The organism is Stenotrophomonas sp. AG209, assembly GCF_003550055.1.
In the GTDB taxonomy this organism is placed as follows: domain Bacteria; phylum Pseudomonadota; class Gammaproteobacteria; order Xanthomonadales; family Xanthomonadaceae; genus Stenotrophomonas.
On sequence record NZ_QXDB01000001.1, the window covers coordinates 1919616 to 1935718 of the forward strand.

Sequence of the window (16103 nt, forward strand, 5' to 3'; positions counted from 1 at the left end):
GCACGCTCAGCCCTGGTCCGTGACCGCCGGTGCGGGCTCCGGCGCCGCTGCCGGCGATGGCGATGGCGATGGCGATGGCGCAGATTTGCCCGCCGCAGCCGGCAGGTACTGCTCCAGGCGCTGGAAGAAGCGACGATAGAACTCGGCGTCGGTGACCGTGCTGCTGGCCACCTTAACCAGCGAGTCGTCGTTGCTGCCGAACGGCAGCGACACCGAGCCCAGCGCGCCCACACCGACACTGGCCGAAGTCGGGCTCTTCTTCAGCGCGTAGCGATCCTGCACTGCGCTGACGAACACCAGCGTCTGGCTGCCACGCGGGGCGCAGGAGATCCGTAGCACCAGCTGCTCATGGTCATCCTCGCGCGGCTGGAAATTCTTGTTGCCCTCCACCTGTGCCTCATCGGAACGTGCGATGGCATAGCCCTGGCTGAGCAGGGTGCGGCGCGCCGCCTCGCAGGCGTCGCCCGGGCGCCCATCGACCGTGCGCGAGAAGGTATCGCCGGAATCGAAGGATTCGCGCAGCACGGTGCTGTCGGCGGCACGGCCCCCACAGGCCGAGAGGATCAGGGCGCTGGTAAGCGCCACGGCAGCGCTGGAAAGACGGGAGGCCCGCATGGGTACTCCTGCGAGAACGGAAGCACCAAGGGTAGTCCCGCCCCCGTGTGCGGCAGGTCGACATGCCCCCCCCACGTTGCTCCCGGTTCATGCACGAAAAAGGGGACGGAGGGGATTAAGTCGTTTGTGGCAGTTCGCTCGCCGGGCATGGCCCGGCGCTACCGTGAACGAGGTCCCCAAACAGAAAGGGGCCGGCAATGCCGGCCCCTCGGGTATCACATGCCGTCTCCGGCTTAGTCCGCCCAACGCCCCGCGCCGGTGGACTGCGGCAGCACCTGTGCGGACAGCGGGCGGTCGTTGGCCAGCAGGTTCACCGCGTCGGCGAGGATCGAGGCCGACTCGCGCAGCAGCGGGTCCGGGCGCTTTTCCGCCGCCTTCTCGCGCGCGGCATCCTTCACGATGTCACGCTCGTTGCCGGTCAGGCCATCGTCGCTGCTGTCGTCGGCCAGCGGGTCCAGGGCCAGGCCCAGTTCCTTGCGCTGCACCTGGCGCTCCTTGCGCTGGGCGTCTTGGCGCTCGCGCTCGGCGCGACGGGTCGCTTCGTTCAACGAGATGTACTTCTTCGCCGCTTCAGTGCGGAACTGCTGCACGTCCTCGTTCCACCACTGGAATTCCTTGTCAGTGGCGATACGCGCGTCGTGACGGGTCTCCAGCTTCGGCAGCAGCGGCGCGAAGTTGCCGTACTGGGTGTGCGGCACGGCAGCGATGCGGGTCCACGGCAGCGCGTTGTCGTAGGTGCTTTCGCCGAATTCGGTGGCATCGACGCTGGCCGGGAAGGCCAGGTCCGGCACTACCCCCTTGTGCTGGGTGCTGCTGCCGCTGATGCGGAAGAACTGGGCGATGGTCAGCTTGACCTGGCCGAAGCGCTGGGTCTCGCCGCTCGGCCAACGGTCGAGGTCGACGATGTTCTGCACCGTGCCCTTGCCGAAGCTGGTTTCACCGATCACCAGGCCACGACCGTAGTCCTGGATGGCACCGGCGAAGATCTCCGAGGCCGAGGCCGAACCACGGTTGATCAGCACCGCCAGCGGGCCGTCCCACGCCACACCCTGGTTGCGGTCGCTGTTGACGGTGACGCGGCCACCGGACTCGCGCACCTGCACCACCGGGCCCTGCTCGATGAACAGGCCGGTCAGTTCGATCGCTTCATCCAGCGAACCACCGCCGTTGTTGCGCAGGTCCAGCACCACGCCGTCCAGCTTGTCGTTCTTGAAACCGGCCAGCAGCTTGGCCACGTCGCGGGTGGCCGAGGCATAGTCGGCGGCATTGCGGCGGCGGCCTTCGAAGTCCTGGTAGAAGGTCGGCAGCTTGATCACGCCGATCTTCCGTGCCGGCTCGCCGTTGGCGGCCGGAATGGTCATGGTCTCGCCCTTGGCGGCCTGTTCGGCCAGGCGCACCTTCTGCCGGGTCAGCACCAGGGTGTGGTGCTTGCCGTCGGCACCTTCGGCAGCTGGAATGAATTCCAGCTTGACCTGGGTGTCCTTGGCGCCGCGGATCTTGGCCACGACATCGTCGATGCGCCAGCCGATCACATCCTCGACCAGGCCGGACTTGCCCTGGCCAACGCCGACGATGCGGTCACCCGGCTTCAGCGTGCCGTCCACTGCGGCCGGACCGCCGGCGATGATCTCGCGGATCACCACCACATCGTCCTGGCGCTGCAGCTGCGCACCGATACCTTCCAGCGACAGCGACATCGCCTGGTTGAAGTTCTCGGCGGTGCGCGGGGTGAAGTAATCGGTGTGCGGATCAACCGCGCTGGTGTACGAGTTCATGAAGAACTGGAAGACGTCTTCGCCCTTCAGTTCGTTGACCGACTTCTCCAGCGTCGCGTAGCGCTTGTCCAGCGTCTTGCGGATGTCGTCCGGCTTCTTGCCGGCCAGCTTCAGGCGCAGCCAGTCGTTCTTCACCGACTTGCGCCACAGCTCATCCAGCTCGGCGCTGCTGGCCGCCCACGGCACCTTCTTGCGGTCGTATTCGAAGCGCTCGTCGGTGGTGAAGTCCGGTTCCTGCTTGAGCAGCTTGCGCGCATAGGCCACGCGCTCGCCGACGCGCTGCTTGTAGACCGCGAATACCTGGAACGCCGGCTCCAGCTCGCCGCCACGGATGGCCGAGGAGATATTGGCTTCGAACGGCGCGAAGCGCGCCACGTCGGCCTGGGTGAAGTACTGCTTGCCGCCGTCCAGGGTCTCCAGATAGCGCTTGAACACGTCCTTGGAGGTGGCCTCGTCCAGCGCACGCGGGCGGTAGGCGTAACGGCTGTCGGACAACAGGCCGTACACCAGCTTGGAGGTGGTCACCTGATCGGCGGTGGCCGCCGCGGGCAATGCGGGCGAGTCGGCCTTGGCCGCCAGCGCCAGCGGCGCGACCAGCGCCAGGGCCATCAGGAATGCGGGGGCTTTGAATTTCATTGACGTGCTCGAAGGCGCCTTGCCAAGGGGGAGACTGCAGGGTGTTCAGACACCACGACAGTGCCGAAAGTTGCCGGGCTTGTCACCCGGCCGCGCTCGGTGGAAAACCAGCCTAGCGGGGCCGGTGTAGCAAATTGTGAATGCAGGCAAAGGCGTGCGGACCAACGGTCCGCACCCACCATGCTGGTGGTGGCACCCATTGGCAGCGCCGGGCCGTGGCCCGGCGGCAACCGCTTACCGGACGCCCGCGCCCTTGGCTTGGACGTCGGCGTGGTACGACGAGCGCACCATCGGGCCGGAGGCCACGTGGCTGAAGCCCAGCTCGTAGCCGTAGTCTTCCAGCGCCTTGTAGTCCTCGGGGGTCCAGTACTTCAGTACCGGGTGGTGGTGCGCGGTCGGCTGCAGGTACTGGCCGATGGTGATCATGTCCACGTCGTGCGCGCGCAGGTCGCGCATGGTGGCCTTGATCTGTTCGAACTCTTCGCCCAGGCCCAGCATGATGCCGCTCTTGGTCGGCACGTCCGGGTGCTGCGCCTTGAAGTTCTTCAGCAGGTTCAGCGACCACTGGTAGTCCGCACCCGGGCGCACGTTGCGGTACAGGTCCGGCACGGTCTCGATGTTGTGGTTGAACACGTCCGGCGGGTTCTGCGCCAGGATCTCCAGCGCGCGCTCCATGCGGCCCTTGCCACGGAAGTCCGGGGTCAGCACTTCGATGCGGGTACCCGGCGACTTCGCGCGGATGGCGGTGATGCAGTCGACGAAGTGCTGGGCACCGCCATCGCGCAGGTCATCGCGGTCGACGCTGGTCACCACCACGTACTTCAGGCCCATGTCGGCCACGGTCTGGCCGAGGCTGGCCGGCTCGTTGGCATCCGGCGGCTTCGGGCGGCCGTGGGCCACGTCGCAGAACGAGCAGCGGCGGGTGCAGACCTCTCCGAGGATCATGAAGGTGGCGGTGCCATGGCCGAAGCACTCGTGGATGTTCGGGCAGCTGGCTTCCTCGCACACCGTCACGAGGCGGTTCTCGCGCAGCTTGGCCTTCAGGTTCTGCACGGCATTGCCCGAGGGAATGCGCACGCGGATCCAGGACGGCTTGCGCAGCACCGGCGCGTCGGCGAACTGCACCGGCGAACGGTTGATCTTGTCACCGCCCAGCTGCTTGACCCCGGCCTGCAACGGCGCGGCGGACGGAGAGTCGCCCTGCACGATCTGCAGGGGAATGGAACGGGCGGTGGTTTCAGTCATGGCAGTTCCGGGGGGGCGGTCAGGCGGCCGCAGAAAGATCGGGCAGTTCCGGCGTGTGCTGCAGCAGCAGGCCGAACTGGCGGGCCAGGTGGTCCAGCAGCACCGGCTTGACGGCATCCATCCCGGAGGGGCCGCCCAAGTCTACCACCGAGGTCACCTGCAACCCCTGATAGCCACAGGGGTTGATGCGGTGGAAGGGTTCCAGGTCCATGGCCACGTTGAAGGCCAGGCCATGGAAGGTGCAGCCGCGGCGCACGCGGATGCCGAGCGCGGCGATCTTGGCGCCACCGACGTAGACGCCCGGGGCGCCCTCGCGGCGTTCGGCGCCGATGTTCCACTCGGCCAGGGTATCGATGAGCGCCTGCTCGATGCGGCACACGTAGTCGCGCACGCCGATGCCCAGCCGCGGCAGGCGCAGCAATGGATAGACCACGATCTGGCCGGGGCCGTGATAGGTCACCTGGCCGCCACGGTCCACGTGCAGCACGGGGATATCGCCCGGCGCCAGCACATGCTCATCCTTGCCGGCCTGGCCCAGGGTGAACACCGGATCGTGCTCGACTACCCACAGCTCGTCGGCGTCGGCGTCGCTGCGCTGGTCGGTGAAGCGCTGCATGGCGCGCCACACCGGTTCATAGGCCTGGCGGCCGAGGTCACGGACCACCGCCGGACGCGGCGCGCGGTCTTCCGGGGCGGCTTCGGCCGGGCAGCTGTCGGCTACAGCGTCCACTTCACTTCCGGGTGGTCGCGCAGTGCCTGGTGCGCCAGGTCGTACTGCTCGCGGCTCTCGGCCTTGAACACGATACGGACGGACACGTACTTGCCGTTGGACGAATGCTTCCAGCTGATGCGTTCGTTCACCACATCGATGCCGGCAGCCAGCAGCAGACGGGGAAGCTCATGCTCCAGGCCGCGGTTGGCCGGGCCCATGGCGCTGAGCTCGAACTGGCCGGGGAACTGGAAGCCGTGGTCGGGGTTGTCGGACTTGATTTCCATGGCCCCATTATCGGGCCGCAGGGCGACAAACCCAAGAGTATTCATCAACGTCAAAGACGGCACGGGCGGCCTGCTGCGTTGCAGACGGCCCCGGCGCCCGGGCCGAAGGCCCAACCGCAGCTGACTGCAATCCCCCGCTGCGGCCGGGCCACAGCACCCCCAGGGCGAGCTGCGGCGCCTGCGTGGAACGGTACCGGCGCCTGATCGGGTAACAAATTGTGTCCGTCGGAAAATGTTGTTTTCGGAACAGACAAGTGATCCCAACGCGCTCGTTCCGACGCGCGGGCGCGAGTACCGTGGCGTTGCAGAAAACGACAGAAAACCGCCCCCTTCCCCATGAGCATTCCATCCATGCGTAGTGTCGCAGCCCTCGGGCTGGCCGGCCTGCTGGCCGCTACCCTTCCCCTTGCCGCCCAGGCGGCCGAACAGTGTGGCCCGGACGCCATGCGCGACCACCCGCCGCAGATCAATTTCCGCGTCGACAACGACCTGTTCGGTGGCCGCCACCAGGACCAGGGCTACACCAACGGCGCGCAGCTGACCCTGGTCTCGCCGAACCTGGTCGACTACACCGACGACCCCTGCCTGCCGCGCATGGCGCGCTGGGTGAACCAGTACCTGGAAGGGCTGCACCCCGGCAGGTTCGAACAGCAGAACATGATCTTCAGCATCGGCCAGGGCATCTTCACCCCGACCGACCCGGCCCGCCGCGATCTGATCAAGGATGACCGCCCGTATGCCGGCGTGCTGATCGCCAGCTTCGGCTTCAACGCGCGCAGCGGCGACCGCCTGCAGACCACCCAGCTGACGCTGGGCGTGGTCGGCCCATGGGCACAGGGCAAGCAGGTGCAGGACGCGGTACACAACCTCCTGGGCGACAAGAAGTTCGAGGGCTGGGACAACCAGCTGCACAACGAACCGGTGTTCATGCTGACCCACGAGCGCATGCGCCGCTGGCCGGCCGATGCCAGCGTCAATGCCGGCGGCTGGGGCTGGGATGCGATCAGCCACTACGGTGGTGCGATCGGCAACCTGGAAACCAAGGCCAATGCCGGTGGCGAAGTGCGTTTCGGCTGGAAGCTGCCCGATGATTTCGGCAGCACGCCGTTGCGTCCGGCCGGTGAGAACACCGCACCGACCCGTGGTGGTCGTCCCAACGGCTGGTCATGGCACCTGTTCGTGACCACCGACGCGGCGTGGATGATCCGCGACATCACCCTGGACGGCAACACGTTCCGCAGCAGCCACAGCGCGGACAAGCGCCACGTGGTGGCCCAGGGCGGCTACGGCATCGCGGTGATGCGTGGGCGCTGGAAATTCGCAGTCGCGCGTTACCACAGCACCCGCGAATTCGATGGCCAGCGCCAGTCGCCGGTGTTCGGCAGCTTCACCATCAGTCGCTCGCTGTAAGCGAGGGGGTGAGGTAGTGCCGGCCGCTGGCCGGCTGTTGGCACATCCGGATGGGTTCATGGGGTGCCGGCCAGCGGCCGGCACTACCCACATCCGGATGGGTTCATGGGGAGCCGGCCAGCGGCCGGCACTACCCCCATCCGGCAGGATTCATGCGCAAGCGGCATCCCGAAACAGAAAAGGCCGGCATTCGCCGGCCTTTCCGTTCACCACGCCGGGGCGTGGATCATTCCGATTCCCACCACATCCAGAAGCTGTCCCACAGGCGCTTGAAGAAGCCGGCCTGCTCGACGGCGGCCACGGCCACCAGCGGTGCCTCGGCGATGACCTTGCCATCCAGGGTGACCTTCACGGTGCCGATCTGCTGGCCGGCGGTGAACGGTGCTTCCAGGGTCTTGGGCACGTCGATGCTCGGCTTCAGGTCGTTGTAGCGGCCGCGCGGCACGCTCACCAGCATCGGCTGGGCCACGCCCAGCTGCACCTTGTCGGTGGTGCCCTTCCAGACCTTGTGCTCGGCCACGGCCTTGCCCGGTTCGTACAGGCGGTGGGTCTCGAAGAAGCGGAAGCCCCAGTTCAGCAGGGCCAGGCTGTCATCGGCACGCTGCTTCTCCGACGAACCACCCAGCACCACGGCGATCAGGCGCTGGTCGCCACGCTGGGCCGAGCTCATCAGGCAGTAGCCGGCTTCGGAAGTGTGGCCGGTCTTGATGCCGTCCACGCTGCCATCGCGCCACAACAGCAGGTTGCGGTTCGGCTGCTTGATGTTGCCGACCTGGAATTCCTTGATCTTGTTGTACGCGTAGGTTTCCGGGTAATCACGCACCATTGCGCGGCCCAGCAGCGCCAGGTCGTAGGCGGTGCTGTGGTGGCCCTGTGCGGTCAGGCCATGGGCGTTGACGAAGTGCGAGTCCTTCATGCCGATCTTGGCGGCGTAGCTGTTCATCAGCGACGCAAAGGCTTCTTCGCTGCCGGCCACGTGCTCGGCCAGGGCGATCGCGGCGTCATTGCCGGACTGGATCGCCATGCCCTTTTCCATGTCTTCCAGGCGTGCGGTCTGGTTGACCGGGAAGCCGCTGTAGCTGCCATCGGTGCCGGCGCCACCCTCGCGCCAGGCGCGCTCGCTCATCATCACCTGGTCATCCGCACGGACCTTGCCGTTCTTGACCTCGGCGGCGATCACGTAGGACGTCATCACCTTGGTGATGCTGGCCGGGGCCAGCTGCTCGTGGATGTTCTCGCCAGCCAGCACCTGGCCGGTGGCGTAATCCATCAGGACCCAGGCCTTGGACACGCTCGGCGCCGGGGCCGGCGGAGTGGCGACGGTGGCCGGGGCAGCAGCGGCGGCGGCAGGCGCCGGCGTGGCCGGGGTCGGCAGCGGCGTCTGGGCGGAAGCCAGGCCCACCACCAGGGTGGCGGCCAGGGCGGTGGCGGCGGAACGGAAATTCATTGGACAGCAGGCTCCAGGGGACGGCCGGGAATGGAGGGTGGAACGTAACGGCCATTGTAAGGCCGGGGGAGCATGGGCCGGCAGCACCGGCCCGGGCGGATCAATCCTTGACGATCTGCGGCGAACCCAGGCCCAGACCGGCGATGCGGCCGACAAGTTCCGCAGCACTGGCATGGTCGTTGGCGGGAACGCGCAGGCGGAACAGCGTGCGGCCACCGGCGGCGATGTCGCTGATGGTCGCACCGACGATGCCGGCGGCATTGAGCTGGCCCATCGCGCGGTTGGCGTTGTCTCGACTGGAGAAGCTGGCGACCTGCACCATCACCGCGCCCACCACCTGCTGCGACAGGCTGGGTGCCGCCGGCGTAGCGGCGACGGTGCGCACCGGTGCCGGCGCGACGGCGCGCGGCGCAGCGCTGGCGACTGCAACCGGTGCCGGTGCAGTGCTGCGCACCAGCGGCGCACTCGGCGGCAGGCTGCTGACCGCCACATCTGGCACGGTGCTGGCCACACCCTGGGTGGTAGCCGGCTGGCCACGCGCCGGCATGCCATCGGCCGGCAGACCCTTGACCAGGCGATCGATATCGCTGTCGGCGGTTGCGCGCGCGGTCGGTGCCGGGCGCGCACTGGCCACCGCGGCTGCCGCTTCGGCGGCACGACGCTCGCGGCGCGACGGCTTCTGCGCCAGCAGGTTGCTCTCGCCCGGCTGCAGCGCGCGCACTTCGACGTTGCCGGTGCCGCGCTGGGTGATGCCCAGGCGCACCGCGGCGGCATAACTGAGATCGACCACGCGGCCATCGTGGAACGGGCCGCGATCGTTGACGCGCACGATCACCGACTCGCCGTTGTCGAGGTTGGTCACGCGGGCGAAGCTGGGCAGCGGCAGCGTCTTGTGCGCGGCGGTGAACTGGTACATGTCGTAGACCTCGCGGTTGGAGGTCAGGCGACCATGGAACTTGGCGCCGTAGTACGACGCGGTGCCGCGCTCGACATAGTCATGGGTATCGTCGAGCACCTTGTACGACTTGCCCAGCACCACGTACGGCGACTTGTTGCCGATCGCCGAGCGCTCCTCGGCGGTCACTTCCGGCTCGGGAATGCAGGCCACGTTGGGAATGTAATCCGGCGTGCTGTCGCGCACGCCCGGCTTGTACAGGCCACCGGCGGTGTAGTTGCCGCGGGTACTCAGGTCTTCCTTGGCCGCCGCGTACGGCGACCCTTCCGGACAGTGTGCCGGGCGCGAGCCGCGCCCCTGCACCAGGGTGCCACCCGACTTGCCACCATGGCCGGCCGTGGCCGGCTTCTTCGGCGCGCTGCTGCAGGCAGCCAACGCGAGGACAATCAAGCCTGGGACCAGCCATCTGATGTTCATGCCGGGGGCAGCTCCTGTCCGGCGATGGCCTGGGACAACTGGAACACGGCCATCGCGTACATCTTCGAGAGGTTGTAGCGGGTGATCGCGTAGTAGTTCTGGAAGCCCAGCCAGTACTGCTTGCCGGTGCTGCCTTCAAGCGTGATCGGGGTGGCGGTGGCGCCCGGCTGCACCGACGCGCTCGGCTGGTAGCCGCGCTGCGCCAGGTCGGCCATCGACCAGGTCGGCATCCATTCAGTCGGATTGAACTCCTCGCGTCCCGGCGCCAGCGTGGCCGGCACGGCCACCTGTCCGCCACGCACCCAGCCGCCCTTCTTCACGAAGTAGTTGGCGATGGACGAGAACACGTCGTCGTAGCTGGTGAACAGGTCGCGGCGGCCATCACCGTTTCCGTCCACGGCGTAATCCAGATAGCTGGACGGCATGAACTGGCCCATGCCCATCGCGCCGGCATAGCTGCCCTTGAGCGTGGTGATGTCCAGGTTCTCTTCGCGGCCCAGCTCGAACAGCTTGGCCAGCTCATCGCGGAAGAACAGCTCGCGGCGCACTTCGCGTTCCAGCTTGGCCGGGTCGCCGCTGCGCGGGTAATAGAACGCCAGCGTGTACAGCGCATCGAGCACGCGATGGCTGCCAGCATTCTTGCCGTAGCTGGTTTCCACGCCGATGATCGCCACGATCACTTCGGCCGGCACGCCGGTGCGCTGCTGCACGCGATCCAGTTCGGCACGGTGCTGGGCCAGGAACGCGCGGCCGCCATCGATGCGCGCCTTGCTGATGAACATCGGCCGGTATTCGTTCCACGGCTTCACCCGCTCGGCCGGGCGCGACATCGCGGCGATGATCGGCTGGCGCACCTGCGCCTGGTCGAGCACGCTGCTGATCTGCTCCGGCTTCAGGCCATAGCGCTTGGCGGTATCGGCAATGAAGCGGGCCCGCGCGACCTCGAACGGCACCGGAGTCAGATCGACCGGCGGCGCGGTGGCAGCGGTGGCTTCGGGCGCAGCCTCGGCCGGGCCATGGGCCTTGGCGGCGGGTTGGCGCGGCGTACTGCTGGCCTGGGGCGAAGACGGTGGGGACTTCGGCTGGGTCGCACAGGCGACCAGGCCGAGGGTGAGCATGCAGGCCAGAGTGCGTCGAATCATCGTCGCAGGTTAGCAGGTCATGGATGAATTAAAACCCCTAACACCATGAATCACAACGATTTGCCCGTGTTCAGCGGGAAATGTGAAGACGTCGTGATCACCCTGCCCCATTCAGATAGAGGTTGCCGGTTGCGTCCCCATCCCCGCAGACGCAACCGGCGACCGGATCCGGTCGGTACCTGCGCGGCTGCCGCTCCCCAGTGGCAGTACCCCGCGCTCCCTGTACCCGTTGGATCAGTACTGCTTCCCGCCCGACGCCCCCTCGCGCTGCATCGATTGACGGCGCGCCGTGCCGAACGGGCCGCCATTGTGCAGGCCGATTACGACAAGTCCATTGATCAAGATCAACGCGCTGTAAAAGTGTGAACCAGCTAACATTTTTTCTGGAAATTGGTCAGAGCGCGTGCTGCTGTGCGTCGTTGTGAGAACGATTCCATAACGGGCATTGCGCAGAGTCAGGAAGTTTCCAGCCAACGGCGCAGCCCCTCGTGGGTGGAATTGGTCGCTGAAAGCCGGATTGCTGAGGGCTGGCCGGGTGGGTGGGCACTGCGGGGACGCCGTGAACCCATCCATGGGGGCTTGGCCGCGGCATCCATGCCGCGGACACCCCGCACTGCCCACCCACCCGGCCGCTGGCAGATTCCGTGTTCGTCCACCCACGGAAAAGAAAAAGAAGATCAAAAGCAAAACCAGCTTGGCCGCCCGCTTCATTGCTTCCTGTAGAGCCGAAGGCAGCGGCAGGAGCCGCTGCCAACGTCGCCCATGGCGACGGCCCGAAGGGTGCCGGTCAGGACGACCGGCATAGCCATGCTCGGCTCAGGAGCAAGCGCAGCGCCGCGACCCGCTTTTGATCTTCTCTTTCTTCTCCGTGGGTAGACGCGCACGGAACCTGTCCGTGGCCGGGTAGATGGGCTGCGCAGGGGCGTGAGCCGCATGGATGCGGCGACCGAGCTTACATGGACGTACTTGCAGCGTCCCCTGCGCAGCCCATCTACCCGGCCCCACCCATGAACTGCTTTGCGCGACCACCCACGAGGGGCTGCGCCGTTGGCTGGAAACCCTATCCCCCGTGCACGGGCCGGTGCCCGCGTACCGCCATCACCAACCCGATGCCGGCCAGCAACGAGACCGCCGACGTCCCGCCGTAGCTGATCAGCGGCATCGGAATGCCCACCACCGGCAGCAGGCCGGAGATCATTCCACCGTTCACCAGCACGTAGACGAAGAACGCCAGCCCCAGGCTGCCGGCCAGCAACCGCGCATGCGTATCGCGCGCGTGCACTGCAATCCACAGGCAACGCCCGACCACGAACAGGTACAGCGCAAACAGCGTCGCCACGCCGATCCAGCCGAACTCCTCGGCCAGCACCGAAAACGCGAAGTCGGTGGTGTACTCGGGCAGGAAATCCAGCGTGGCCTGGGTGCCCTGCCCCCAGCCACGCCCCTCCCAGCCACCGGAACCGATCGCGATGCGCGACTGCAGGATGTTCCAGCCGGTGCCGAGCGGGTCTGCCGCCGGGTCGAGGAAAGTCAGCACGCGATCCTTCTGGTACTGCCGCAACAGGCCGAACCAGGCCAGGGGTGCAGCCACCGCCAGCCCTGCCGCACCCGTCGCCACCCAGCCCCAGTGCAGTCCAGCCAGCAACAACGCAAACACGCCGCTGGCGGTGACCAAGGTGGCGGTGCCGAGATTGGGCTGCATCAGGATCAATACCGCCGGCACGCCGATCAGCACTGCGGCGGTCAGTATCGTGCGCGGCGACGGCGGCAGCGGTTGCCGGTGCAGGTACCACGCCATCATCAACGGCAGGCTCAGCTTGAGCAGCTCGGACGGCTGCAGGTAGAACACGCCCAGGTTGAGCCAGCGCTGCCCGTACTTGCCGGTGCCGATCACGTACACCGCCATCAGCGGCAACATCGACAGCGCATACAACGCCGGTGTCCATGCACGCAGGCGCAGCAGCGACACGCGCGACAGCAGCCACATGGCCAGCAGCCCACCGGCAAAGCGCGCTGCCTGGCCACCCACCGGCCCGGACACGCTGTGCAGCACCGCCAGGCCCGCGCCCATCAGGATCAACAAGGCAGCCAGCAACGGCAGATCGATGGTGCGCACCACCTCACGGCAGCCGCCAAGCAGTCGTTTCCATTCCACGCTGGCCACGGTAGCAACGGGCGCTTGCGTGAAGCTGTCAGGACGCCCCTGCTCTCCGTAGCCGAGCTCTGGGGTCAGATCCCTTTTCCTGTGGGAAAAGGGATCTGACCCCGACGCCGGACTCAACCGTAGCCGCCATGCACCGGATTGTGGCTGCGCACCGCCATCACCAGGCCGAAACCGGCCAGCAGCGAGACCGCCGAGGTACCACCGTAGCTGATCAGCGGCATCGGCACGCCGACCACCGGCAGCAGCCCGGAAATCATCCCGCCATTCACCAGCACATAGACGAAGAACGCCAGGCCGGTGGCGCCGGCCAGCAGGCGTGAATAGGAATCGCGCGACTGGCTGGCGATCCACAGGCAGCGCCCGATCACCACCAGGTACAGCGCCAGCACGGTGGCCACGCCGATCCAGCCGAACTCCTCGCTCAGCACCGAGAACGCGAAGTCGGTGGTCTGTTCGGGAATGAAGTTCAGGTGCGACTGCGAGCCCTCGCCCCAGCCCTTGCCATCGAAGCCGCCGGAACCGATCGCGATCTTCGACTGGATGATGTTCCAGCCGGCACCCAGTGCATCCATCTCCGGGTCGAGGAACATCATGATGCGGTCCTTCTGGTACGGCCGCAGCAACCAGAACCAGGCCACCGGCGCGACCGCGGCCACGCCACCCACGCCCAGGCCGACCCACCACCACGGCAGGCCCGCCAGCAGCAGTACGAACACGCCGCTGGCGGCAATCAGCACGCCGGTACCGAAGTCCGGCTGCAGCATCACCAGGCCGGTGGGCACGCCGATGATGACCAGCGCGGTCAGCACGGTGCTGAAGCGCGGCGGCAGCGGCATCTTGTGCAGGTACCACGCCACCATCATCGGCAGGCTGACCTTCAGCAGTTCGGCCGGCTGCAGGTAGAAGAACTTCAGGTCCAGCCACTGCCGGCCATATTTACCGGTGCCCAGCACGAACACCGCCAGCAACGGGATCATCGAGATCGCGTAGATCATCGGCGTGGCCGAGCGGATGCGCAGGATCGGCACCCGCGAGATGCCCCACAGTGCGGCCATGCCCACCGCGAAACGCGCGCCCTGCGCCATCACCAGGCTGTCGCCACCGGCACTCTTCAAGGTCGCCAGGCCGATCACCATCAGCGCACCCAGGGCCAGGCACAGCACCCAGTCCAGCGTGCTGAAGAAGCGGCGCAGCATGTCGCCGGCCCAGCGCAGGAACACTCTCATCGTGCTGGCTCCGCAGGGGTCGGGCGCGGCGTGGCAGGCAGCGCGGCGGCGGCCGGCGTACCCGGCTGCGGTGCGGGTGCAGGTTCCGGCGCAGGCACGCCGACCAGCACCGGATGTTCTCCCAGCTGCGCCGCGGCGAGGTCGCCAGCCTGGCGCGCGCCGGCGTCTTCGTTGTCGAACGCGGTGGCGCCGATGGCGGTGGTGCCGCGCTCGCTGTCCAGCGGCTGCATGCCTTCGGGCATCTTGCCCAGCAGGTAGGCGTCGAACACCTTGCGGGCGATCGGCGCGGCCGCCGAACCACCGTAGCCACCGCCTTCCACGGCCACCGCGATCGCGATGACCGGATTGTCCGCCGGCGCGAAGCCGACGAACAGCGCGCGGTGGCGCAGGTGCATCGGCAAGCTCTTCGGATTCACGGCGGCGGTGCCCTTGCGGCTGATGACCTGCGCGGTACCGGTCTTGCCGGCCATCACGTACGGCGCACCCACCGCCACGCGCCAGCCACTGCCGCCGGGCCGCATGGTCGCCATCATGCCCTCGCGCACGGCCTGCACGTTGTTGGGGTTGGGGCTGACCGGCTTGCTCTCGCCAGCCGGCATCGCCGACCAGTCGCTGTCGAAACCGTCGCGCTGCTGGATCACCAGGTGCGGGGTGCGCAGCTGGCCGTCAGCCAGTGCGCTGACGCCGCGCGCCAGCTGCAGCGGGGTGACCTTCCAGTCGCCCTGGCCGATGCTGATGTTGACCGTATCGCCGGGGTACCAGGCTTCCTTGCGGCTCTTCCGCTTGTAGGCCGGCGACGGCAGGATGCCGCCGATCTCGCCGGTGAGGTCGATGCCGGTCGGCTGGCCGAAGCCGTAGTACTCCATGTAATGGTCGAAGCGCTCGATGCCCAGATCCAGCGCCAGCTTGTAGTAATAGGTGTTGACCGATTCGGCGATGGACTTGCGCAGGTCTGTCCAGCCGTGGCCGCCACGGTGGGCGTCACCCCAGCCGCGCGAGGTGCCCGGCAGGTAGAACATGCCGGTGGACAGCACCTTGTCTTCCGGGCGGCGCACGCCCGAATCGAGGCCGGCCAGGCCGATCAGCGGCTTCAGCGTGGAACCGGGGGCGACGCCACCGAGCACCAGGCGGTTGAACTGCGGCCGCGACGGGTTTTCGTTCAGCGCCTTGAAGTCGGCATGCGAGATGCCGTTGACGAACAGGTTGGGGTCGTAGGACGGCAGGCTGACCATCGCCAGCACTTCGCCGGTGCGCGGGTCCATCGCCACCGCCGAGCCTTCCTGGTCACCGAAGGCTGCGACCATCGCACGCTGCAGGTCGGCGTCGATCGACAGCCGCAGGTCGGCGCCGGACTGCGCGGCGACGCGGCCGATGGTGCGGATCGCACGCCCCTGCACGTTGGTCTCGACCTGCTCGTAGCCGACCTTGCCGCGCAGCTGCTGCTCGTAATAGCGCTCCAGGCCGGACTTGCCGATGTGGGTCAGCGCAGCGTTGCCTTCGCCGAGGATCTCCAGGTCCTTGTCATCGACGCGGCCGACGTAGCCGATGATGTGCGCGAACAGATCGCCGTAGGGATAGCGGCGGGTCAGGTAGGGCTCCAGCTCGACGCCGGGGAAGCGCCAGCGGTCGACCGCGAAGCGCGCCATCTCCTCGTCGCTCATGCGCAGCTTCAGCGTGACCGGCAGGAACTTGCGGCGCGCCTTGCGCGACTTGTTGAACGCTTCCAGCTCTTCCGGGCTGATGTTGATGATCTTCGCCAACCCTTCCAGGGTGGCGTCCATGTCCTTGACCTTGTCCGGCGTCACGTCCAGGCGGAACGCCGGCACGTTCTCGGCCAGCAGGCGGCCGTTGCGGTCGTAGATCATGCCGCGCCCGGGCACCACCGGCCGCGGCTTGATGCGGTTGGCTTCCGAGCGCGTGGCGTAGACGTCGTGGTCCAGCACCTGCAGCTTGAAGTACCAGCCCCCCAGGCCCAGCAGGCAGACCAGCACGCCCAGGAAGCCCAGCGCCGCACGGCGGCGGAACTGTTCGGCTTCGGCGTGCGGGTTCTTGACCTGGCGGCGCGGGATCATGGC

General features: G+C 67.4%; 12 protein-coding genes. 1 reads left to right on the forward strand and 11 read right to left on the reverse strand.

The genetic code is table 11. From position 1 onward, the window contains the following. Positions 1–6: 6 nt before the first annotated feature. From DFO63_RS08910 to DFO63_RS08930, 5 genes are all read right to left on the reverse strand, one after another. Positions 7–615 carry a DUF2242 domain-containing protein gene (locus tag DFO63_RS08910; RefSeq protein ID WP_119006788.1) on the reverse strand — a complete coding sequence of 203 codons (609 nt, stop codon included), beginning with the start codon at positions 613–615 and terminating at the stop codon, positions 7–9. A 233-nt stretch (positions 616–848) separates the two neighbouring features. Further along, positions 849–3026 carry a carboxy terminal-processing peptidase gene (locus DFO63_RS08915; RefSeq protein WP_049442837.1) on the reverse strand — a complete coding sequence of 726 codons (2178 nt, stop codon included), beginning with the start codon at positions 3024–3026 and terminating at the stop codon, positions 849–851. A 234-nt stretch (positions 3027–3260) separates the two neighbouring features. After that, the gene (gene lipA, locus DFO63_RS08920) at positions 3261–4271 is read right to left on the reverse strand and encodes a lipoyl synthase (protein WP_049442836.1); all 1011 of its coding nucleotides are present in this window, start codon (positions 4269–4271) and stop codon (positions 3261–3263) included. A 19-nt stretch (positions 4272–4290) separates the two neighbouring features. Continuing rightward, positions 4291–5001 (reverse strand): lipoyl(octanoyl) transferase LipB, encoded by a 711-nt coding sequence (gene lipB, locus DFO63_RS08925; RefSeq protein ID WP_014038512.1) that lies wholly within the window; start codon positions 4999–5001, stop codon positions 4291–4293. Further along, a complete protein-coding gene (locus tag DFO63_RS08930) occupies positions 4989–5267 on the reverse strand; it encodes a YbeD family protein (RefSeq protein ID WP_005411067.1) in 279 nt (92 codons plus the stop codon). Before DFO63_RS08930 ends, lipB begins: the two co-directional genes overlap by 13 nt. Positions 5268–5618: 351 nt before the next feature. On the opposite strand from DFO63_RS08930, the gene DFO63_RS08935 reads away from it, so the two are divergent. Then, positions 5619–6677: a lipid A deacylase LpxR family protein gene (locus tag DFO63_RS08935; RefSeq protein ID WP_182474398.1), complete on the forward strand. Its 1059-nt coding sequence runs from the start codon at positions 5619–5621 to the stop codon at positions 6675–6677. 226 nt (positions 6678–6903) lie between these two features. Here DFO63_RS08935 and DFO63_RS08940 read toward each other — a convergent pair whose 3' ends face one another. The 6 genes from DFO63_RS08940 to mrdA all read right to left on the reverse strand — a co-directional run bounded on the left by DFO63_RS08940 (position 6904) and on the right by mrdA (position 16100). After that, the gene (locus tag DFO63_RS08940) at positions 6904–8124 is read right to left on the reverse strand and encodes a D-alanyl-D-alanine carboxypeptidase family protein (RefSeq protein WP_101766093.1); all 1221 of its coding nucleotides are present in this window, start codon (positions 8122–8124) and stop codon (positions 6904–6906) included. A 100-nt stretch (positions 8125–8224) separates the two neighbouring features. Continuing rightward, complete coding sequence (locus DFO63_RS08945; RefSeq protein WP_049443676.1) at positions 8225–9496, reverse strand: septal ring lytic transglycosylase RlpA family protein; 1272 nt, start codon at positions 9494–9496, stop codon at positions 8225–8227. Beyond that, complete coding sequence (gene mltB / locus DFO63_RS08950; protein WP_101766094.1) at positions 9493–10638, reverse strand: lytic murein transglycosylase B; 1146 nt, start codon at positions 10636–10638, stop codon at positions 9493–9495. The genes DFO63_RS08945 and mltB overlap by 4 nt, the downstream gene beginning before the upstream one ends. 1060 nt (positions 10639–11698) lie before the next feature. Next, a complete protein-coding gene (gene rodA / locus DFO63_RS08955; RefSeq protein WP_182474399.1) occupies positions 11699–12793 on the reverse strand; it encodes a rod shape-determining protein RodA in 1095 nt (364 codons plus the stop codon). A 122-nt stretch (positions 12794–12915) separates the two neighbouring features. After that, the gene (gene rodA / locus DFO63_RS08960) at positions 12916–14028 is read right to left on the reverse strand and encodes a rod shape-determining protein RodA (RefSeq protein ID WP_049443682.1); all 1113 of its coding nucleotides are present in this window, start codon (positions 14026–14028) and stop codon (positions 12916–12918) included. Beyond that, entirely contained in the window at positions 14025–16100 is a 2076-nt protein-coding gene (gene mrdA / locus DFO63_RS08965; protein ID WP_049443684.1) for a penicillin-binding protein 2, read from the reverse strand. Before mrdA ends, rodA (DFO63_RS08960) begins: the two co-directional genes overlap by 4 nt. Positions 16101–16103 lie beyond the last annotated feature (3 nt).

Coding starts and splice junctions, on each gene's coding strand:
- DFO63_RS08940 (WP_101766093.1), bottom strand. CDS start 8,124: ATGAATTTCCGTTCCGCCGCCACCGCCCTGGCCGCCACCCTGGTGGTG.
- mltB (WP_101766094.1), bottom strand. CDS start 10,638: ATGATTCGACGCACTCTGGCCTGCATGCTCACCCTCGGCCTGGTCGCC.
- lipA (WP_049442836.1), bottom strand. CDS start 4,271: ATGACTGAAACCACCGCCCGTTCCATTCCCCTGCAGATCGTGCAGGGC.
- DFO63_RS08945 (WP_049443676.1), bottom strand. CDS start 9,496: ATGAACATCAGATGGCTGGTCCCAGGCTTGATTGTCCTCGCGTTGGCT.
- DFO63_RS08915 (WP_049442837.1), bottom strand. CDS start 3,026: ATGAAATTCAAAGCCCCCGCATTCCTGATGGCCCTGGCGCTGGTCGCG.
- mrdA (WP_049443684.1), bottom strand. CDS start 16,100: ATGATCCCGCGCCGCCAGGTCAAGAACCCGCACGCCGAAGCCGAACAG.
- rodA (WP_049443682.1), bottom strand. CDS start 14,028: ATGAGAGTGTTCCTGCGCTGGGCCGGCGACATGCTGCGCCGCTTCTTC.
- DFO63_RS08935 (WP_182474398.1), top strand. CDS start 5,619: ATGCGTAGTGTCGCAGCCCTCGGGCTGGCCGGCCTGCTGGCCGCTACC.
- DFO63_RS08910 (WP_119006788.1), bottom strand. CDS start 615: ATGCGGGCCTCCCGTCTTTCCAGCGCTGCCGTGGCGCTTACCAGCGCC.
- DFO63_RS08930 (WP_005411067.1), bottom strand. CDS start 5,267: ATGGAAATCAAGTCCGACAACCCCGACCACGGCTTCCAGTTCCCCGGC.